Raw genomic sequence first — 15350 nt, 5'->3', positions numbered from 1 at the left:
AACGAGATCTTCCCTGTTGTTCAGGCCTGTGCCACGGACATGCTGCTCGCGTGCTCTTCGTCCGTCAGGATGCCGCTGGTCCGAAGCAGGGAGGTAAAGCGGCCGCCGCTACGGCTCAGTTCATCGAACGTGCCCATCTCCACGATGCGACCATTGTCGAGGAAGATTACCTTGTCAGCATCCCTGACGGTCGAAAGGCGATGGGCAATGATGAAGGTGGTACGGTTCTCCCGCAGACGATCGATTGCCGCCTTGACCCTGGCCTCCGTTTCGACATCGAGGGCACTGGTCGCCTCGTCCAGCACCAGGATTGGAGCATTCTTGAGGATGGCGCGCGCGATTGCGATGCGCTGGCGTTCGCCGCCAGAGAGGCGATTGCCGCGTTCTCCGACGGACGTATCGTAGCCGGTGAGACGGCTCTCGATAAAGTCCGTCGCCGCGGCAGCCTCTGCGGCCCTGGTGATTTCCTCCTCCGTAGCGCCTTCACGGCCAAGCCGGATGTTTTCGGTGATCGAGCGGTTGAGAAGGCCGGCGTCCTGGAAGACGGTAGCGATGGAGTGGCGGAGGGAGCGTCGGGTAACGGTCGAAATGTCGATCCCGTCAATGAGGATTTGTCCCTGCCTTGGGTCGTAGACCCGCTGCAGCAGGTTGACGAGGGTCGTCTTCCCTGCCCCGGTTGGACCGACGATTGCGACCGTCTCACCAGCCTTGGCAAGGAAGGAGATGTCCCGGATGCCCTGCGCGGTGCTCGCAAAGTCGAAGCACACGTTCCTGAACTCGACCGTGCCGCGAACATCCGTCAGTTCGGCCATGCCGGCCGGCTCTTCGCGCTCCTGGACCGAGTCTTCGAGAATGAAGAACTCTTCGAGCTTCGCTCGTGCCTCAAAGATCTGGGTTGCGAACTGCCGCATCTGATCGAGACGGCCGATCAGCAGGTTCGCGAAGCCTATGAAGGCGATGACGTCGCCGACCCGCAACTCTCCCTGCTGGACGAGAATGGTGCCGATGATCAGGATCACCATCATCGAGACGGTCGACGCCGTCCGGTTGAGCGCGCTGGCCAAGGCCCACCAGTCGAGGACGGGATATTGGGCGGCGAGAAGGTTCTTCGTGTAGTCCTGCAGCGCTCGCGTCTCCGCCTCTATGCGGTTGTAGCTGTGCAGCACAGAGACATTGCTGATCGAATCGCTCACATGCGAGAACACGTTGTGGTAATGCCCTTCCACGGAAGCCTGACCTTCCTTGGTGCGGTTCATCACCATTTTGCCGATCATCCAGTAGCTGATGCTGAGAAGCACCAGCACGATGCTCATGCGCACATCCATGGAGAAGGCCGTGGGGATGAGGAGCAGCAGAGCCACCGCCGTCGCAAGATGGGTTCGCATGAACTCCAGCCAGAGGCCGAAGAGTGTCTCGCTTGCCCTCAGCAGCGTGTGCAGCGCATTGGAGGTGCCCCGCTGATGATGCCATGCGAGGGGCATCGAGATGATGCGCCCGAAGGCCTCGGTCAGAAGTGAAGCACGGCGCCCGTGGGCCAGCCGATCGGCTTCTCGGGCCACGAGAACATAAGCCACCGTGTTGAAGACGCCGAAGCCCGCCCAGAGCATCAGGATGGCGGTTACCTCTCCGCCCGAAGAGATCGCGTCAATGATGCGACCGAAGAGCACCGGCTCGGCGATCGTGATCACCGCCAGCACGATGTTGGCAAGAACGACCACGGCGACCCGGAACCGGTTATCGGCCAGGTACTTCAGTGCTCTCGTATAAACTTGGAACAGCGTCACCTGCCGCTATCCTTTCCTGATATGTCGTCTGCGGCTCAAGAGCCCGGTTTGGCCAGAGCCTCTAGCTGCCTCAGCATGAAGGCCCGCTGAACAATGGATAGCAAGTCGAAAAGTTCTGCACTGGCTGCTGGGGAACCTAGGGCGGCTCATTCTGTTTCTGTCAGTATTACGTCGCAAAGCGCTAAATCTAGCGATTCAAATTCAACCGTTGATAACCATGGCTGCTGGATTATCAACACTTGCGGGAGATTCGCCGTCTAGGCAGGCAATCGCATTGAGCTGGGGGCAGCTTTGAGTGTTCATCTAATTGTGCAACTTCTCGTTCTTGCAGGCGAAGCGAAGACTGCAGGAGAATTGGTCGGCCAGCTTGAGGCCCTTCTGGGCTCTTACCGGTTCGATTTCTACGAGCTGTCACTTCGTGCAAAGCCGGAAAACGGTGAATCGGAGCATGTTCTCGCTGCGCGGATGCCGGAGAACTGGCGGCAGGTCTATGTCGCGAAGCGCTATGGTCTGGTCGATCCCGTCGCACGCATGCTGCTCGTCGCTCAGCGTCCCTTTCGGATGCGGGACGCCGCTTCGCTGATGCGAAACGATCCGCGGCGGGCTCGACTGCAGCGCTTAACGCAGGATGCGATGCGGCACGGCATCCTCGACGGCTATGTCTTCCCTATCCATGGGCGGAACGGCCTGATGGGCCACATGTCGATCAGTGGTCGACCAGTCGACCTTTCACCGGTTGAGATCAGTCTCTTCGATACGGCAGCAAAGCGTATCATGTGGCGGTACCTTGAGTTGCAGGGGGCGGCCTCGGAGCATGAGAAGCATGAACCGGACAGTGTTCCACTCACCCGTCGCGAACTGGAAGTCATCTCCCATCTCACTCAGGGGTTGACGTCACCGGAGATTGCCCGAACGCTGCAGATATCGAGCCACACGGTCGACTGGTACATAAATGGTCTGCAGGACAAGATGAAGGCGAAGAACCGTCAGCATGTGGTTGCGCTCGCGCTGCGCAAGGGCATCGTGATCTGACTCGGCTATTCTGAAAATGAGTAAATTGAACTTCTCCGCTTAAGCGGCTATTGCTCTTCGCAGTGCAGCAACGGCCGCGGTTGATGGAGGAGATCTACCTTGCCCATATCGAAAATACTTGTCGCCAATCGTTCCGAGATCGCCATTCGGGTGTTTCGCGCCGCCAATGAGCTCGGCATAAGGACGGTTGCGATATGGGCCGAGGAAGACAAGCTGTCGCTCCACCGGTTCAAGGCGGACGAAAGCTATCAGGTGGGCCGCGGTCCGCATCTGGAGCGGGATCTCGGGCCGATCGAGAGCTATCTCTCCATCCCGGAGATCATCCGGGTTGCGAAGCTCTCGGGTGCAGATGCCATCCATCCCGGCTATGGGCTGCTATCGGAAGGCCCGGAGTTCGTCGACGCGTGCAACGAGGCCGGTATCATCTTCATCGGTCCGACCGCCGATACCATGCGCAAGCTCGGCAACAAGGTCGCCGCACGCAATCTTGCGGTATCGGTCGGCGTGCCGGTCGTGCCGGCCACGGAACCTTTGCCGGATGACATGGCCGAAGTCGCTCGGATGGCGGCCGAGGTCGGATACCCAGTGATGCTGAAGGCATCGTGGGGCGGTGGCGGCCGTGGCATGCGCGTCATCCGCTCGGAAGCCGACCTCGCCAAGGAAGTGACGGAAGCGAAACGTGAGGCAAAGGCGGCCTTCGGCAAGGACGAAGTCTATCTCGAGAAGCTCGTCGAGCGGGCGCGCCACGTTGAGAGTCAGATCCTCGGTGACACTCACGGCAATGTCGTCCATCTCTTCGAGCGAGACTGCTCCATCCAACGGCGTAACCAGAAGGTCGTCGAACGCGCTCCAGCCCCCTATCTCAGTGAAGCGCAGCGTCAGGAACTGGCGGAGTACTCCCTGAAGATCGCAAGGGCCACGAGTTATATCGGTGCCGGCACCGTCGAATATCTGATGGATGCTGATACCGGCAGGTTCTACTTCATCGAAGTTAACCCGCGTATTCAGGTCGAGCATACGGTGACCGAGGTCGTCACGGGCATCGACATCGTGAAGGCGCAGATCCACATCCTCGAAGGCGCGGCAATCGGTACAGCCGAGTCCGGTGTGCCGCGGCAGGAAGATATCCGCCTCAACGGGCACGCGCTGCAGTGCCGGATCACCACCGAGGATCCGGAACAGAACTTCATTCCCGACTATGGGCGCATCACCGCCTACCGTTCGGCTGCCGGTTTCGGGATCCGCCTCGATGGCGGCACCGCCTATTCAGGTGCGATCATCACCCGCTATTACGATCCGCTACTAGTGAAGGTCACGGCATCCGGCAGCACGCCGCAAGAAGCGATCAGCCGTATGGACCGGGCCCTGCGGGAGTTCCGTATCCGCGGCGTTGCCACCAACCTCACCTTCCTCGAGGCGATCATCGGCCACCCGAGCTTCCGGGACAATTCCTACACGACGAAGTTCATCGACACGACGCCGGAGCTCTTTGCGCAGGTGAAGAGGCAGGACCGGGCCACGAAATTGCTTACCTATCTTGCCGATGTCAGCGTCAACGGGCATCCGGAAGTGAAGGGGAGGCCCCTGCCGTCGCCGCAGGCCGCCAAGCCGGTAGTTCCCTATATCAACGGTCCGGTGCCGGATGGCACGAAGCAGATGCTCGACCGGCTTGGGCCAACGGGGTTCGCCGCGTGGATCCGCAGCGAAAACCGCGTTCTGATGACCGATACGACGATGCGGGACGGGCACCAGTCGCTGCTTGCAACACGCATGCGCACCCACGATATCGCCCGGATCGCGGAAGTCTATGCCCGAGCCCTGCCGAACCTGTTCTCCTTGGAATGCTGGGGCGGCGCCACATTCGACGTTTCGATGCGCTTCCTCACTGAGGATCCATGGGAACGGCTCGCACTGGTTCGCGAGGGAGCCCCCAACCTTCTCCTGCAGATGCTCCTGCGCGGCGCCAATGGCGTTGGCTACAAGAATTATCCCGACAATGTGGTGAAGTACTTTGTCCGGCAGGCAGCCCGCGGGGGCATCGACGTCTTCCGCGTCTTCGACTGCCTCAACTGGGTCGAGAACATGCGCGTCTCGATGGATGCGGTTCAGGAGGAGAACCGGATCTGCGAGGCCGCCATATGCTATACCGGTGACCTGCTCAATGCCGCACGCCCGAAATACGACCTCAAGTACTACACCTCCCTGGCGGAGGAGCTGGAAAAGGCCGGCGCCCATATAATCGCGGTCAAGGACATGGCGGGCCTCCTGAAGCCGGCGGCCGCACGCGTCCTCTTCAAGGCGCTGCGAGAGGCGACGGATCTGCCGATCCATTTCCACACGCACGACACTTCGGGCATCGCGGCAGCGACGGTGCTTGCGGCCGTCGAGGCCGGTGTCGACATCGTCGATGCGGCGATGGACTCGTTTTCCGGCACAACGTCGCAGCCCTGCCTCGGATCGATCGTCGAGGCTCTTTCGGGCACGGAACGAGATCCGGACCTTGATCCGGAGTGGATACGTCGGATCTCCTTCTACTGGGAAGCAGTCCGCAACCAGTACGCGGCGTTCGAGAGCGACCTCAAGGGACCGGCTTCGGAAGTCTATCTGCACGAAATGCCGGGCGGGCAGTTCACCAATCTGAAGGAGCAGGCGCGCTCGCTTGGCCTCGATGCTCGCTGGCACCGGGTCGCCCAGACCTATGCAGACGCCAACCGGATGTTCGGTGATATCGTCAAGGTCACTCCCTCCTCCAAGGTGGTGGGCGACATGGCGCTGATGATGGTCAGCCAGGACCTGACGGTGGCGGATGTCGAGAACCCGGACAAAGACATCGCCTTCCCGGACTCGGTTGTGTCGATGCTGAAGGGTGACCTTGGTCAGCCTCCCGGGGGTTGGCCGGAGAAGCTGCAGAAGAAGGCGCTCAAGGGTGACACGCCTTATACGGAGCGGCCGGGTTCGCTGCTTGCCGATGCCGATCTTGATGCCGAACGGACGGCGATCGAGACGAAGCTTGAACGCTCCGTCACGGATTTCGAGTTCGCTTCCTACCTCATGTACCCCAAGGTCTTCACCGACTTCGCGCAGGCGCTCGAAACCTATGGCCCGGTCTCCGTTCTGCCGACCCATGCCTATTTCTACGGTCTGGAGGACGGCGAGGAACTGTTTGCGGAAATCGAGCGCGGCAAGACGCTCGTCATCGTCAACCAGGCGACCAGCGGTACCGATGACAAGGGGATGGTCACGGTCTTTTTCGAACTGAACGGCCAGCCGCGCCGCATCAAGGTGCCGGACCGGATGCATGGTGCCTCGGGATCCGCCGTGCGACGGAAAGTGGATGCTGCGGATCCGAACCACCTGGGCGCGCCGATGCCGGGCGTCATCTCCACGGTCGCTGTCTCCGCCGGCCAGACGGTCAAGGCTGGCGATGTGCTGCTGTCGATCGAGGCGATGAAGATGGAAACGGCGCTGCATGCCGAGCGGGACGGCGTCGTGTCCGAACTGCTGGTAAAGGCCGGCGACCAGATCGACGCGAAGGATCTTCTCCTCGTCTACGGGGCATAAGACTCTCACAAGGGTGGCACGTCGAAACAAAATGTGAGGCCGCAGGAGGACTTGCGGCTTGCTATCCTAATCGATTGAAATAGATCTCGCCTCACAACGGGATCTGGATCGAATGGACATGCCCCAAAGCAGGACGGCCGGTGTGCGGCAGGCATACGTTACGCGGGAACGGGCAGGCGTCGCGCTTCTGTTCCTGATGAACGGCTTTTTCGTGGGTGCCTGGGCGCCGAAGATCCCGGAATTTGCGAGCCGGCTGGGCCTGACGGAGAGCGCGCTGGGTGTGATGATCCTCGTCTTCGGACTTGGCTCGCTGGTAATGATGCCGATAGCCGGCGCCCAGATTGCCCGCTTTGGTTCCAGCACCGTATCCCGGGTCACCGCACTGCTTGCCGTGCCGACGCTTCTGTTCCTGACCTGGGTCGGTAGCATCTGGTCGGGAGCGGTCGCCATCTTTCTCTTTGGCGGCCTGATCGGTGCGATGGATGTGGCGATGAACGCCAATGCTGTTGCGGTCGAGAAGCACATGCGCCGGGCCATCATGTCGTCCTGCCATGCCTTCTGGAGCCTGGGGGGCCTTCTCGGGGCCGCCACAGGTGGCTTCCTGATCGAACGGATGGGAGTTTCCGGCCATGTGATCCTCGTCACGATTGCTGCTGCGCTGATGCTGGCCTTTGCCTGGCCCGTGGTCTTGCGGGACGCTCCACATCCGGAAGAGGTGCATGAGCGGTTGCGGTTGCCGAGAACGGCGCTGCCCTGGTTGCTCGGCCTGATGGCCCTCTTCTGCATGATCCCGGAAGGAGCCGTCATCGACTGGAGTGCGCTCTACCTTCGCCAGGAGTTGGGCTCTTCCGTCACCACCTCCGGATTCGCGTTTGCGGCCTTCTCGCTGACGATGGCGATCATGCGGTTCGCGGGAGACCTTGTCCGGGACAGGTTCGGAGCCGTTCGCACGCTTCGAGTCTGTGCCGTGATTTCCGTCACCGGCCTGCTGCTTGCCGGACTGGCTCCGAGCGCCAATACCGCCATCCTCGGATTTGCACTCGCGGGCATCGGGATTTCCAACCTCGTGCCGATCGTCTTCTCGGCGGCCGGAAACCTTCCCGGATTGCGGCCGGGCGTCGGCCTTTCCGTCGTCACCACCATGGGGTATTCCGGCATTCTTCTTGCGCCGTCGGCCATCGGGTTCATCGCCGAGTACAGCGGGCTTGCGATGATATTTGCCGCGCTCTCTGCATTGCACCTGGTCGTATTGATGTTGTCGCCGCTGGCGCGCCATGCCGACGGCGTGCGTCACGACTGAAATCGTGAGACCCGCGTCGGCGGACAATGCCGCGAGGTTGACATTGGCTAGGGCATCCTCCACCTGAAGGGCAGGTTTTCAGACGCGAGAGCTTCATGTCCACACCGCTTGAATATGATCCGAAGCCACGCCGGGCGACCGTGGCAGTCGATGTCGGCGGCGTGATCGTCGGCGGTGGTGCTCCTGTCGTCGTCCAGTCGATGACAAATACCGACACGGCCGACATTGATGCGACCGTGGCGCAAGTTGCGGCGCTGCATGCGGCTGGGTCGGAAATCGTGCGCATTACCGTCGATCGCGACGAGAGCGCCGCAGCCGTGCCGAAGATCCGGGAGCGCCTGCTGCGTCTCGGCATGGACGTACCGCTGGTGGGAGACTTCCACTATATCGGCCACAAGCTCCTGGCCGATCATCCCGCCTGTGCGGAGGCACTTGCCAAATATCGGATCAATCCCGGCAATGTCGGCTTCAAGGACAAGAAGGACAAGCAGTTCGCCGACATTATCGAGATGGCGATCCGCTACGACAAGCCCGTCCGCATTGGGGTCAACTGGGGCTCCCTCGACCAGGATCTCCTGACAACGTTGATGGACCGGAATGCTGCCGAAGGCTCGCCCATGTCCGCGCGCGAGGTCATGCACGAGGCGATCGTGCAGTCGGCGCTGATCTCCGCCGAGCTCGCCGAGAACATCGGCCTGCCACGCAACCGCATCATTCTCTCGGCGAAGGTCAGCCAGGTGCAGGACCTGATTGCCGTTTATTCCATGCTGGCGGAACGCTCGAACCATGCGCTTCATCTTGGTCTCACCGAGGCGGGTATGGGCTCCAAGGGGATCGTCGCCTCGTCGGCCGCTATGGGCTATGTCCTGCAGCACGGGATCGGCGACACGATCCGCGTTTCGTTGACGCCGGAGCCGAACGGTGACCGTACCCGCGAGGTGCAGGTCGCGCAGGAACTGCTTCAGGTCATGGGCTTCCGCCAGTTCATCCCGGTGGTGGCCGCTTGCCCCGGCTGCGGCCGCACCACATCGACCGTGTTCCAGGAGCTCGCCCAGCGCATCCAGGAGGATATCCGCAAGAACATGCCCGTCTGGCGGGAGAAATATCCGGGTGTCGAGGCGCTCAATGTTGCGGTGATGGGCTGCATCGTCAACGGTCCGGGCGAAAGCAAACATGCCGATATCGGTATTTCCCTGCCTGGCACTGGGGAAACTCCCTCCGCTCCTGTCTTTATCGACGGTCGGAAGGCCCTGACCCTGCGCGGGCCGGATATCGCCGCCGATTTCGAAAAACTGGTGATCGATTATATCGAGCAGCGGTTTGGTCAGCGATCCGCTGCTGAATGACAAGCGTCTGTCCCGCAATCGCCGCAATCTGTGGTAAATGACCTTTCACCACAGACGACGGGGACATCGATTCGCATGATCAAGAAGCTTGCATTCGTCGCGCTTGCCGCGACCTACCTTTCCGCCTGCACCACGACCGATCCCTATACGGGTCAGCAGAAGGTTTCCAATACTGCCGGTGGAGCCGCCATCGGGGCCGGTCTCGGTGCCCTCACCGGGCTTGCGGTCGGCGGTGACGGGAAAGGTGCACTGATCGGCGCCGCAGTGGGCGGTCTCGCCGGCGGAGCCATCGGCAACTATATGGACCAGCAGGAGGCGGAATTGCGTGCTCAGTTGCAGGGTACGGGGGTGTCCGTGACCCGTATGGGCGATCGCATCGTTCTCAACATGCCGTCCAACGTTACCTTCGCGACCGACCAGGACCAGGTGATCCCTCCCTTCTATCCGACACTGGATTCGGTGGCGATCGTGCTGAACAAGTTCAACCGGACCCTGATCGACGTCAACGGCCATACGGATTCGACCGGCAGCCTTGCGCATAATCAGGGCCTGTCCGAGCGGCGTGCCGCTTCAGTTGCCAACTACCTCGGAAGCCGTGGTGTTGACCAGCGCCGCATATCGACCCTCGGTTTTGGCCCGTCGCAGCCGGTAGCCTCGAATGCTACGCCGGAAGGGCGGGCACAGAACCGCCGCGTTGAAGTGCTGATCGCGCCGATCACCCGCTGAAGGAAACTCCTGGCGAGCCTCACAGGCGGCTCGTCAGGAGCTTCAGTCCGGCAAAGCAGTAGACGGCAGACATTGCGCCCTCGATCCAACGGCGGGCGGCCCTGTAGACGCGTAGCGCCTGCGGGGTCGAGAACAGGATCGCGTAGCCGGTGAAGATCAGCAGGCCCGAGGCTAGGCATCCGCCGATGATGACGGCGATCGCGGTGCCCGGTGCGCCTTTCGGTAGACCCAGTGAAATGATGGCCAGCCAGGCGAAGATCGCCTTCGGATTGGTCACGTGGATGGCGTAGCCGCGCAGGAAAAGCTGGCGCGAGCTACGGTCTGAACCCCGCACCAGCAAAGGCAGGTCCTCATCCTTCAGGCTTGCCGCCCGAAATGCCTTCCAGCCGAGATAGAGAAGATAGAGGCCGCCCGCGATCTTCAGGATCTCGAGGGCAAACGCATAGTGGCGAAGCAGGGCCGCCATGCCCATGGCAGCGGAAATGGCCCATGTGGCGGAGCCGAGACTGATCCCGAGCGCGGTTATCAGGCCCGCTTTCCTGCCTTGCGCGATGGCCGTCCCGATGATGGTGAAGACTGCGGGGCCTGGACTCAGGACGGCAACCAGATAGGCGACATAAGCTGGCCAGATCTGCGGGAGATAGGCGATCACGTCACCCATTCTCCCGTCCTCAGCTCTTGCGCTCTGCGATGAACCGCGCCGTCTGCTGCAGCGTGTTCGCCCGCGAGCCGAAATGGGCAAGCAGCCCGATAGCCTCCTCCGTCAGGGCCGAGAGGCGCTCCTCGGCCCAATCGGTACCTTTCAAGGCCACGAGCGTTGCCTTGCCCCGGGCAGCGTCCTTGCCGGTCGCCTTGCCCAGGGTCGCCGCATCGGCCTTTACGTCAAGAAGGTCGTCCGCAAGCTGGTAAGCAAGCCCGATCTTCTGCCCGAAGGTTCTGAGGCGCTGGCGATCTTCCATATCGGCGCCGGCGATGATGGCACCCGCTTCGCAGGCAAAGCGCAACAGTGCACCCGTCTTCATGGCCTGCAGGGTCTGTATCCCGGCTTCGTCGGGAGCCGAATTCTCGGCCGCGAGATCAAGTGACTGGCCGCCGGCCATGCCGCCCATGCCGGAGGCACGCGACAGCGACAGCACGAGCTGGATCTTCTGTCTGTCGGCCAGCCTCGTTTCCGGCGCGGCTATGATGTCGAAGGCGTAGGTCAGCAGGCTGTCCCCTGCCAGGATCGCGGATGCTTCGTTGAAGGCCCTGTGGACCGTCGGCCGGCCGCGGCGCGTGTCGTCATTGTCCATCGACGGCAGGTCGTCGTGGATCAGCGAGTAGCAATGCACACATTCCAGGGCACAGCCCACGCGCGCCGCGACCTGTGGGTCGCCGCCAAGAAGCGCCGAGCTTTCCTGCACGAGGAAGGGCCGCAGCCGCTTGCCGCCATCGAGGGTGCCATGTCGCATCGCCGCCAGAAGTGGTGCGGGGCGCGCGATCTCGTCGGGCAGGCAGTTGCCGGAGAGCAGGGAGGCGAGAAGGGCCTCCGTCCGCTTGGCACTCTCGCCCAGATGCTGTTCGAATGAGACGGTCGAAATTGTCATTCCGGTTGTTTGGCACGGGTCGTGACCGACTTCAACTTCGGCTTTGGCACCGCAAACGCCAATCGGTCAATTTGCTGGTCTTTGACCGCACCAAACGTTAAGAAGCGGCCGAATGGAGAGGTGAAGCCAGCTGTGAGATCCGAGGAACAGGCAGGAGAGGGAGGCGAAGGCTTGCATCGTAGCCGAGGGCTCTCGCTCGCTCGTTTTCTACGCCGCCTTGTCCTGATCGTACTGGGGGCATTGGTGGTCCCCTACCTGCTCATTCTTGCCTATGCGTCGCCGGTCGTGCATCCCGTCTCCACGCTCATGCTCGCAGACATCGTGACCCTGAAGGGCTACGATCGCAGGTGGGTCAGCCTGGATAGCATTTCTCCAAATCTCGTCCGCTCGGTGATGATGTCGGAGGACGGGCAGTTCTGCCGCCATGGTGGTGTCGACTGGGGAGAGATGAAGGCGGTCGTGCAGGACGCGCTCGAAGGCGAGACAACCCGAGGTGCGAGCACGATACCCATGCAGACAGCCAAGAACCTGTTCTTGTGGAATGGCCGCTCCTTCATCCGCAAAGCTTTGGAAATGCCGCTGGCGATTGCCGCCGACTTTGTCTGGTCGAAGCCGAGGACGATGGAGATCTACCTCAATGTCGCCGAATGGGGCCCTGGCATCTATGGAGCGGAGGCTGCCGCGCAACACCATTTCGGCGTGCCGGCCGGCGAGCTGACGCGCGGGCAGGCTGCACTGCTCGCGGCAGCGCTTCCCAACCCGATCACCCGAGTTGCCGGCAAGCCGGGCCCCGGCATGAGGCGCATCGCAGGGGTCGTGGAGCGGCGGGCGCGGAACGCGGGCGATTACATCACCTGCATTTATGAATGAGGTTCAGGCTTTTCATTGGTCGCGGCTGCTGATGGCCGCTAGGCTGGGCCGGCTGCACGGAGGGCCACCATGGAAGAGCTTACCCTTTATATCGGAAACAAGAACTATTCCTCCTGGTCGTTTCGGCCATGGATTGCCCTGACGGCGGCCGGTGTCCCCTTCAGAGAGCATCTCATCCCGTTCGACTTCCCGGCCGGGAATCCTCTGTTTCGCGACATCTCGCCAACGGGACGCGTTCCGGTCCTTCATCATGGATCGCTGCGAATATGGGAGTCGCTCGCCATCATAGAGTATGCTGCAGAACTGTTTCCAGACCGGGCTCTGTGGCCGGCCCGGCGCGAAGACCGGGCGGTGGCGCGATCGATTTCGGCAGAGATGCTTTCGGGCTTCAGGGCGCTACGCGGCGCCTGTCCGATGAACATTCGCCGCGAGAAGCGAAGGATCCCTCTTCCCGACGGGGTGATGGAGGATGTCGAACGGATCTCGGCGATCTGGAAGGAATGCTGCGAGAACTCCGGGGGGCCGTATCTTTTTGGGTCATTTTCGGCAGCGGACGCGATGTTTGCGCCGGTGGTCAATCGTTTCGACGTCTATGACCTGACGCAAGACGCGAAGGTGCTTGCTTACATGGAGGCGGTGAAGTCTCATCCCGCCTGGATCCGATGGTGCGAAGGCGCCCTGGAGGAGACCTGGATCGTTCCGGAAGACGAAGCTTGAGACGCGTGACGGAAATTTTGCGACAGGGACTGGTCAAGCTGGCGATCAGCATGTATAAGCCGGCCCAATTTCCGAGATTGAGGGATGTCCAGTTCGGCTAAAGTTCCGGCCGATGACATGCCTTGCACGAAGTGGAGTAGCGAGAATGGCTGTACCGAAGAGAAAAACAAGCCCGTCGAAACGCGGTATGCGCCGTTCGGCCGACGCGCTGAAGGCCTCGACCTATGTCGAAGACAAGAATTCCGGCGAGCTTCGCCGCCCGCATCACATCGACCTCAAGACCGGCATGTATCGCGGTCGCCAGGTTCTGACGCCGAAGGAAAGCGCATAAGCGTTTTCTTCCCGATCTTTTCGTAAAAGAGGCCGGTCAATCCGGCCTTTTTTCGTTGCGCGACAGATGCGTTTTCGCAGGATCAGAGCTTGTCCAGTCTGCTCTGCAGGTTCCGAAGTTGCTCCTTCAGTTCCTCCAGATCCTTGGATTCGGATTTTTTGGAAGCGCTGCCTGCCGCCTCGCTGCCGAAGGGCGAGAACATCTGCATCGCCTGGCGGAACATCTCCGTATTCCGCCGAACCTGCTCTTCCATCAGTTGCATTGGTGCCTGGAGGTTCTTGGTAAGTGGGCTTTCCCCCAAGGCACGCGTCATCTGTTCGCGCATCTGCGCCTGCTGATCGGTGAAGGCCTGCATCGAGTGCTCGAGGAATGTCGGTACGACCATCTGCATCTGGTCGCCATAGTAGGAGATCAACTGGCGCAGGAAGGAGATCGGCAACAGGGTGTTGCCTGTCTTGGACTCCTGCTCGAAGATGATCTGGGTCAGCACCGAGTGGGTGATATCCTCTCCCGTCTTGGCGTCCTGGACGGTGAACTCCTCGCCCTTCTTGACCATCTTCGCGAGGTCTTCCAGCGTGACGTAGGTGCTGGTGCCGGTGTTGTAGAGACGCCGGTTGGCGTATTTCTTGATGACGGTGTCGCCTTCAGTCTTGGCCATTCTCATCTCCTCGCTCCGTCCAAGCTCCTGCCGGAAGAGCTCTCCCCAAGCAAATGTAAGCCCAAACGAAGCAGCCTGACAACGTGTTTTTGTGCGCCGCGGGGAGGCGGTTTGCTGCGCAAAAACAAGCTGTCAAACGTCAACTCTTCATCCGATCAAAGTTGCAGGTAAGCCTGTTTGACTTCGTATCGAAGCTTTGTCACTGTTTCAGCAAAATGGAAATGACGAGGAGACGTCCGTGACCAACCCTTCCATCGTAATCGCCTCGGCTGCCCGCACCGCCGTTGGCTCGTTTAACGGCGCGTTCGCAAACGTGCCGGCGCATGAACTGGGAGCCGCCGTGATCAAGGGCGCTCTCGATCGCGCCAAGGTCGATGCCGCCGAAGTGGACGAAGTCATTCTTGGTCAGGTTCTGCCTGCAGGTGAGGGCCAGAACCCTGCACGGCAGGCTGCGATGAAGGCAGGCGTCCCCCAGGAGGCGACCGCCTGGGGCGTCAACCAGCTCTGCGGCTCAGGTCTTCGCGCCGTCGCGCTCGGCATGCAGCAGATCGCTCTCGGAGATGCCAGGATCGTCGTCGCCGGTGGGCAGGAATCCATGTCGATGGCGCCGCACTGCGCCCATCTGCGCAACGGCGTGAAGATGGGCGACATGAAGATGATCGACACGATGATCAAGGACGGCCTGACCGACGCCTTCTATGGCTATCACATGGGGATCACGGCCGAGAACGTCGCCCGTCAGTGGCAGTTGTCGCGCGACGAGCAGGACCAGTTCGCGGTCCAGTCGCAGAACAAGGCGGAAGCCGCGCAGGCTGCCGGACGGTTCAAGGATGAGATCGTTCCCTTCGTGGTGAAGGGGCGCAAGGGCGATGTTACGGTCGATACCGACGAGTACATCCGCGCCGGAGCAACCCTCGACAACATGGCGAAGCTTCGCCCGGCCTTCGACAAGGAGGGTACGGTGACCGCCGGCAATGCCTCTGGTATCAATGATGGTGCCGCCGCTGCCGTCCTGATGACGGAAGAGGAGGCGAGCCGCAGAGGTATCCAGCCGCTCGTGCGGATCGTCTCCTGGGCGACGGCCGGCGTCGATCCGCAGATCATGGGGACGGGACCCATTCCATCCTCGAGGAGAGCGCTGGAGAAGGCAGGGTGGAAGCCGCAGGACCTGGACCTGGTTGAGGCGAACGAGGCTTTCGCTGCCCAGGCTTGCGCCGTCAACAAGGAACTCGGTTGGGATACGGCAATCGTCAATGTCAACGGCGGCGCCATCGCGATCGGTCATCCGATCGGCGCCTCGGGTGCGCGCATTCTCAATACGCTTGTGTTTGAGATGAAGCGGCGTGGCGCCCGCAAGGGCCTGGCCACGCTCTGCATCGGAGGCGGCATGGGTGTTGCCATGTGCCTAGAGGCGATGTGACGGGCGACGGTTGCCGCAA

At 61.4% G+C, this 15350-nt stretch carries 13 protein-coding genes; 9 read left to right on the top strand and 4 right to left on the bottom strand.

The annotated features are described in order from the left end of the window. Positions 1–20: 20 nt before the first annotated feature. A complete protein-coding gene (locus tag NT26_RS17225) occupies positions 21–1784 on the bottom strand; it encodes a glucan ABC transporter ATP-binding protein/ permease (RefSeq protein WP_152336149.1) in 1764 nt (587 codons plus the stop codon). 291 nt (positions 1785–2075) lie between these two features. On the opposite strand from NT26_RS17225, the gene NT26_RS17220 reads away from it, so the two are divergent. From NT26_RS17220 to NT26_RS17200, 5 genes are all read left to right on the top strand, one after another. Beyond that, positions 2076–2816 carry a helix-turn-helix transcriptional regulator gene (locus NT26_RS17220; RefSeq protein ID WP_052640556.1) on the top strand — a complete coding sequence of 247 codons (741 nt, stop codon included), beginning with the start codon at positions 2076–2078 and terminating at the stop codon, positions 2814–2816. A gap of 99 nt (positions 2817–2915) precedes the next feature. After that, positions 2916–6377, top strand: coding sequence for a pyruvate carboxylase (gene pyc, locus NT26_RS17215; protein ID WP_052640554.1), 3462 nt, complete (start codon positions 2916–2918; stop codon positions 6375–6377). Between the two features lie 112 nt (positions 6378–6489). Further along, complete coding sequence (locus tag NT26_RS17210; RefSeq protein WP_052640552.1) at positions 6490–7677, top strand: MFS transporter; 1188 nt, start codon at positions 6490–6492, stop codon at positions 7675–7677. Between the two features lie 95 nt (positions 7678–7772). Further along, entirely contained in the window at positions 7773–9023 is a 1251-nt protein-coding gene (ispG, locus tag NT26_RS17205; protein WP_052640550.1) for a flavodoxin-dependent (E)-4-hydroxy-3-methylbut-2-enyl-diphosphate synthase, read from the top strand. Between the two features lie 75 nt (positions 9024–9098). After that, complete coding sequence (locus NT26_RS17200; RefSeq protein WP_052640548.1) at positions 9099–9749, top strand: YiaD family glycine zipper/OmpA-like lipoprotein; 651 nt, start codon at positions 9099–9101, stop codon at positions 9747–9749. Positions 9750–9768: 19 nt separating this feature from the next. On the opposite strand, the gene NT26_RS17195 is transcribed toward NT26_RS17200, so the two are convergent. Further along, positions 9769–10410 carry a LysE family translocator gene (locus tag NT26_RS17195; protein WP_052640546.1) on the bottom strand — a complete coding sequence of 214 codons (642 nt, stop codon included), beginning with the start codon at positions 10408–10410 and terminating at the stop codon, positions 9769–9771. Between the two features lie 10 nt (positions 10411–10420). Continuing rightward, complete coding sequence (locus tag NT26_RS17190) at positions 10421–11335, bottom strand: polyprenyl synthetase family protein (RefSeq protein WP_052640544.1); 915 nt, start codon at positions 11333–11335, stop codon at positions 10421–10423. A 171-nt stretch (positions 11336–11506) separates the two neighbouring features. On the opposite strand from NT26_RS17190, the gene mtgA reads away from it, so the two are divergent. The 3 genes from mtgA (at position 11507) to rpmF (ending at position 13253) form a co-directional block, all read left to right on the top strand. Continuing rightward, positions 11507–12205: a monofunctional biosynthetic peptidoglycan transglycosylase gene (gene mtgA, locus NT26_RS17185; RefSeq protein WP_052642312.1), complete on the top strand. Its 699-nt coding sequence runs from the start codon at positions 11507–11509 to the stop codon at positions 12203–12205. 69 nt (positions 12206–12274) lie between these two features. Next, positions 12275–12922 (top strand): glutathione S-transferase family protein, encoded by a 648-nt coding sequence (locus NT26_RS17180; protein WP_052640542.1) that lies wholly within the window; start codon positions 12275–12277, stop codon positions 12920–12922. A gap of 145 nt (positions 12923–13067) precedes the next feature. Beyond that, complete coding sequence (gene rpmF / locus NT26_RS17175) at positions 13068–13253, top strand: 50S ribosomal protein L32 (protein ID WP_006724402.1); 186 nt, start codon at positions 13068–13070, stop codon at positions 13251–13253. An 82-nt stretch (positions 13254–13335) separates the two neighbouring features. Here rpmF and phaR read toward each other — a convergent pair whose 3' ends face one another. Continuing rightward, positions 13336–13911: a polyhydroxyalkanoate synthesis repressor PhaR gene (phaR, locus tag NT26_RS17170; protein ID WP_052640540.1), complete on the bottom strand. Its 576-nt coding sequence runs from the start codon at positions 13909–13911 to the stop codon at positions 13336–13338. Positions 13912–14149: 238 nt separating this feature from the next. Here phaR and NT26_RS17165 point away from each other — a divergent pair, with 238 nt between their 5' ends. Beyond that, positions 14150–15331, top strand: coding sequence for an acetyl-CoA C-acetyltransferase (locus NT26_RS17165; RefSeq protein ID WP_052640538.1), 1182 nt, complete (start codon positions 14150–14152; stop codon positions 15329–15331). Positions 15332–15350: the final 19 nt, after the last annotated feature.

Source organism: Pseudorhizobium banfieldiae (genome assembly GCF_000967425.1).
GTDB classification, from domain to species: Bacteria; Pseudomonadota; Alphaproteobacteria; order Rhizobiales; family Rhizobiaceae; genus Neorhizobium; species Neorhizobium banfieldiae.
Note: the sequence above shows the minus strand (reverse complement) of the source record. Positions and strands in the feature narration are given on the sequence as shown.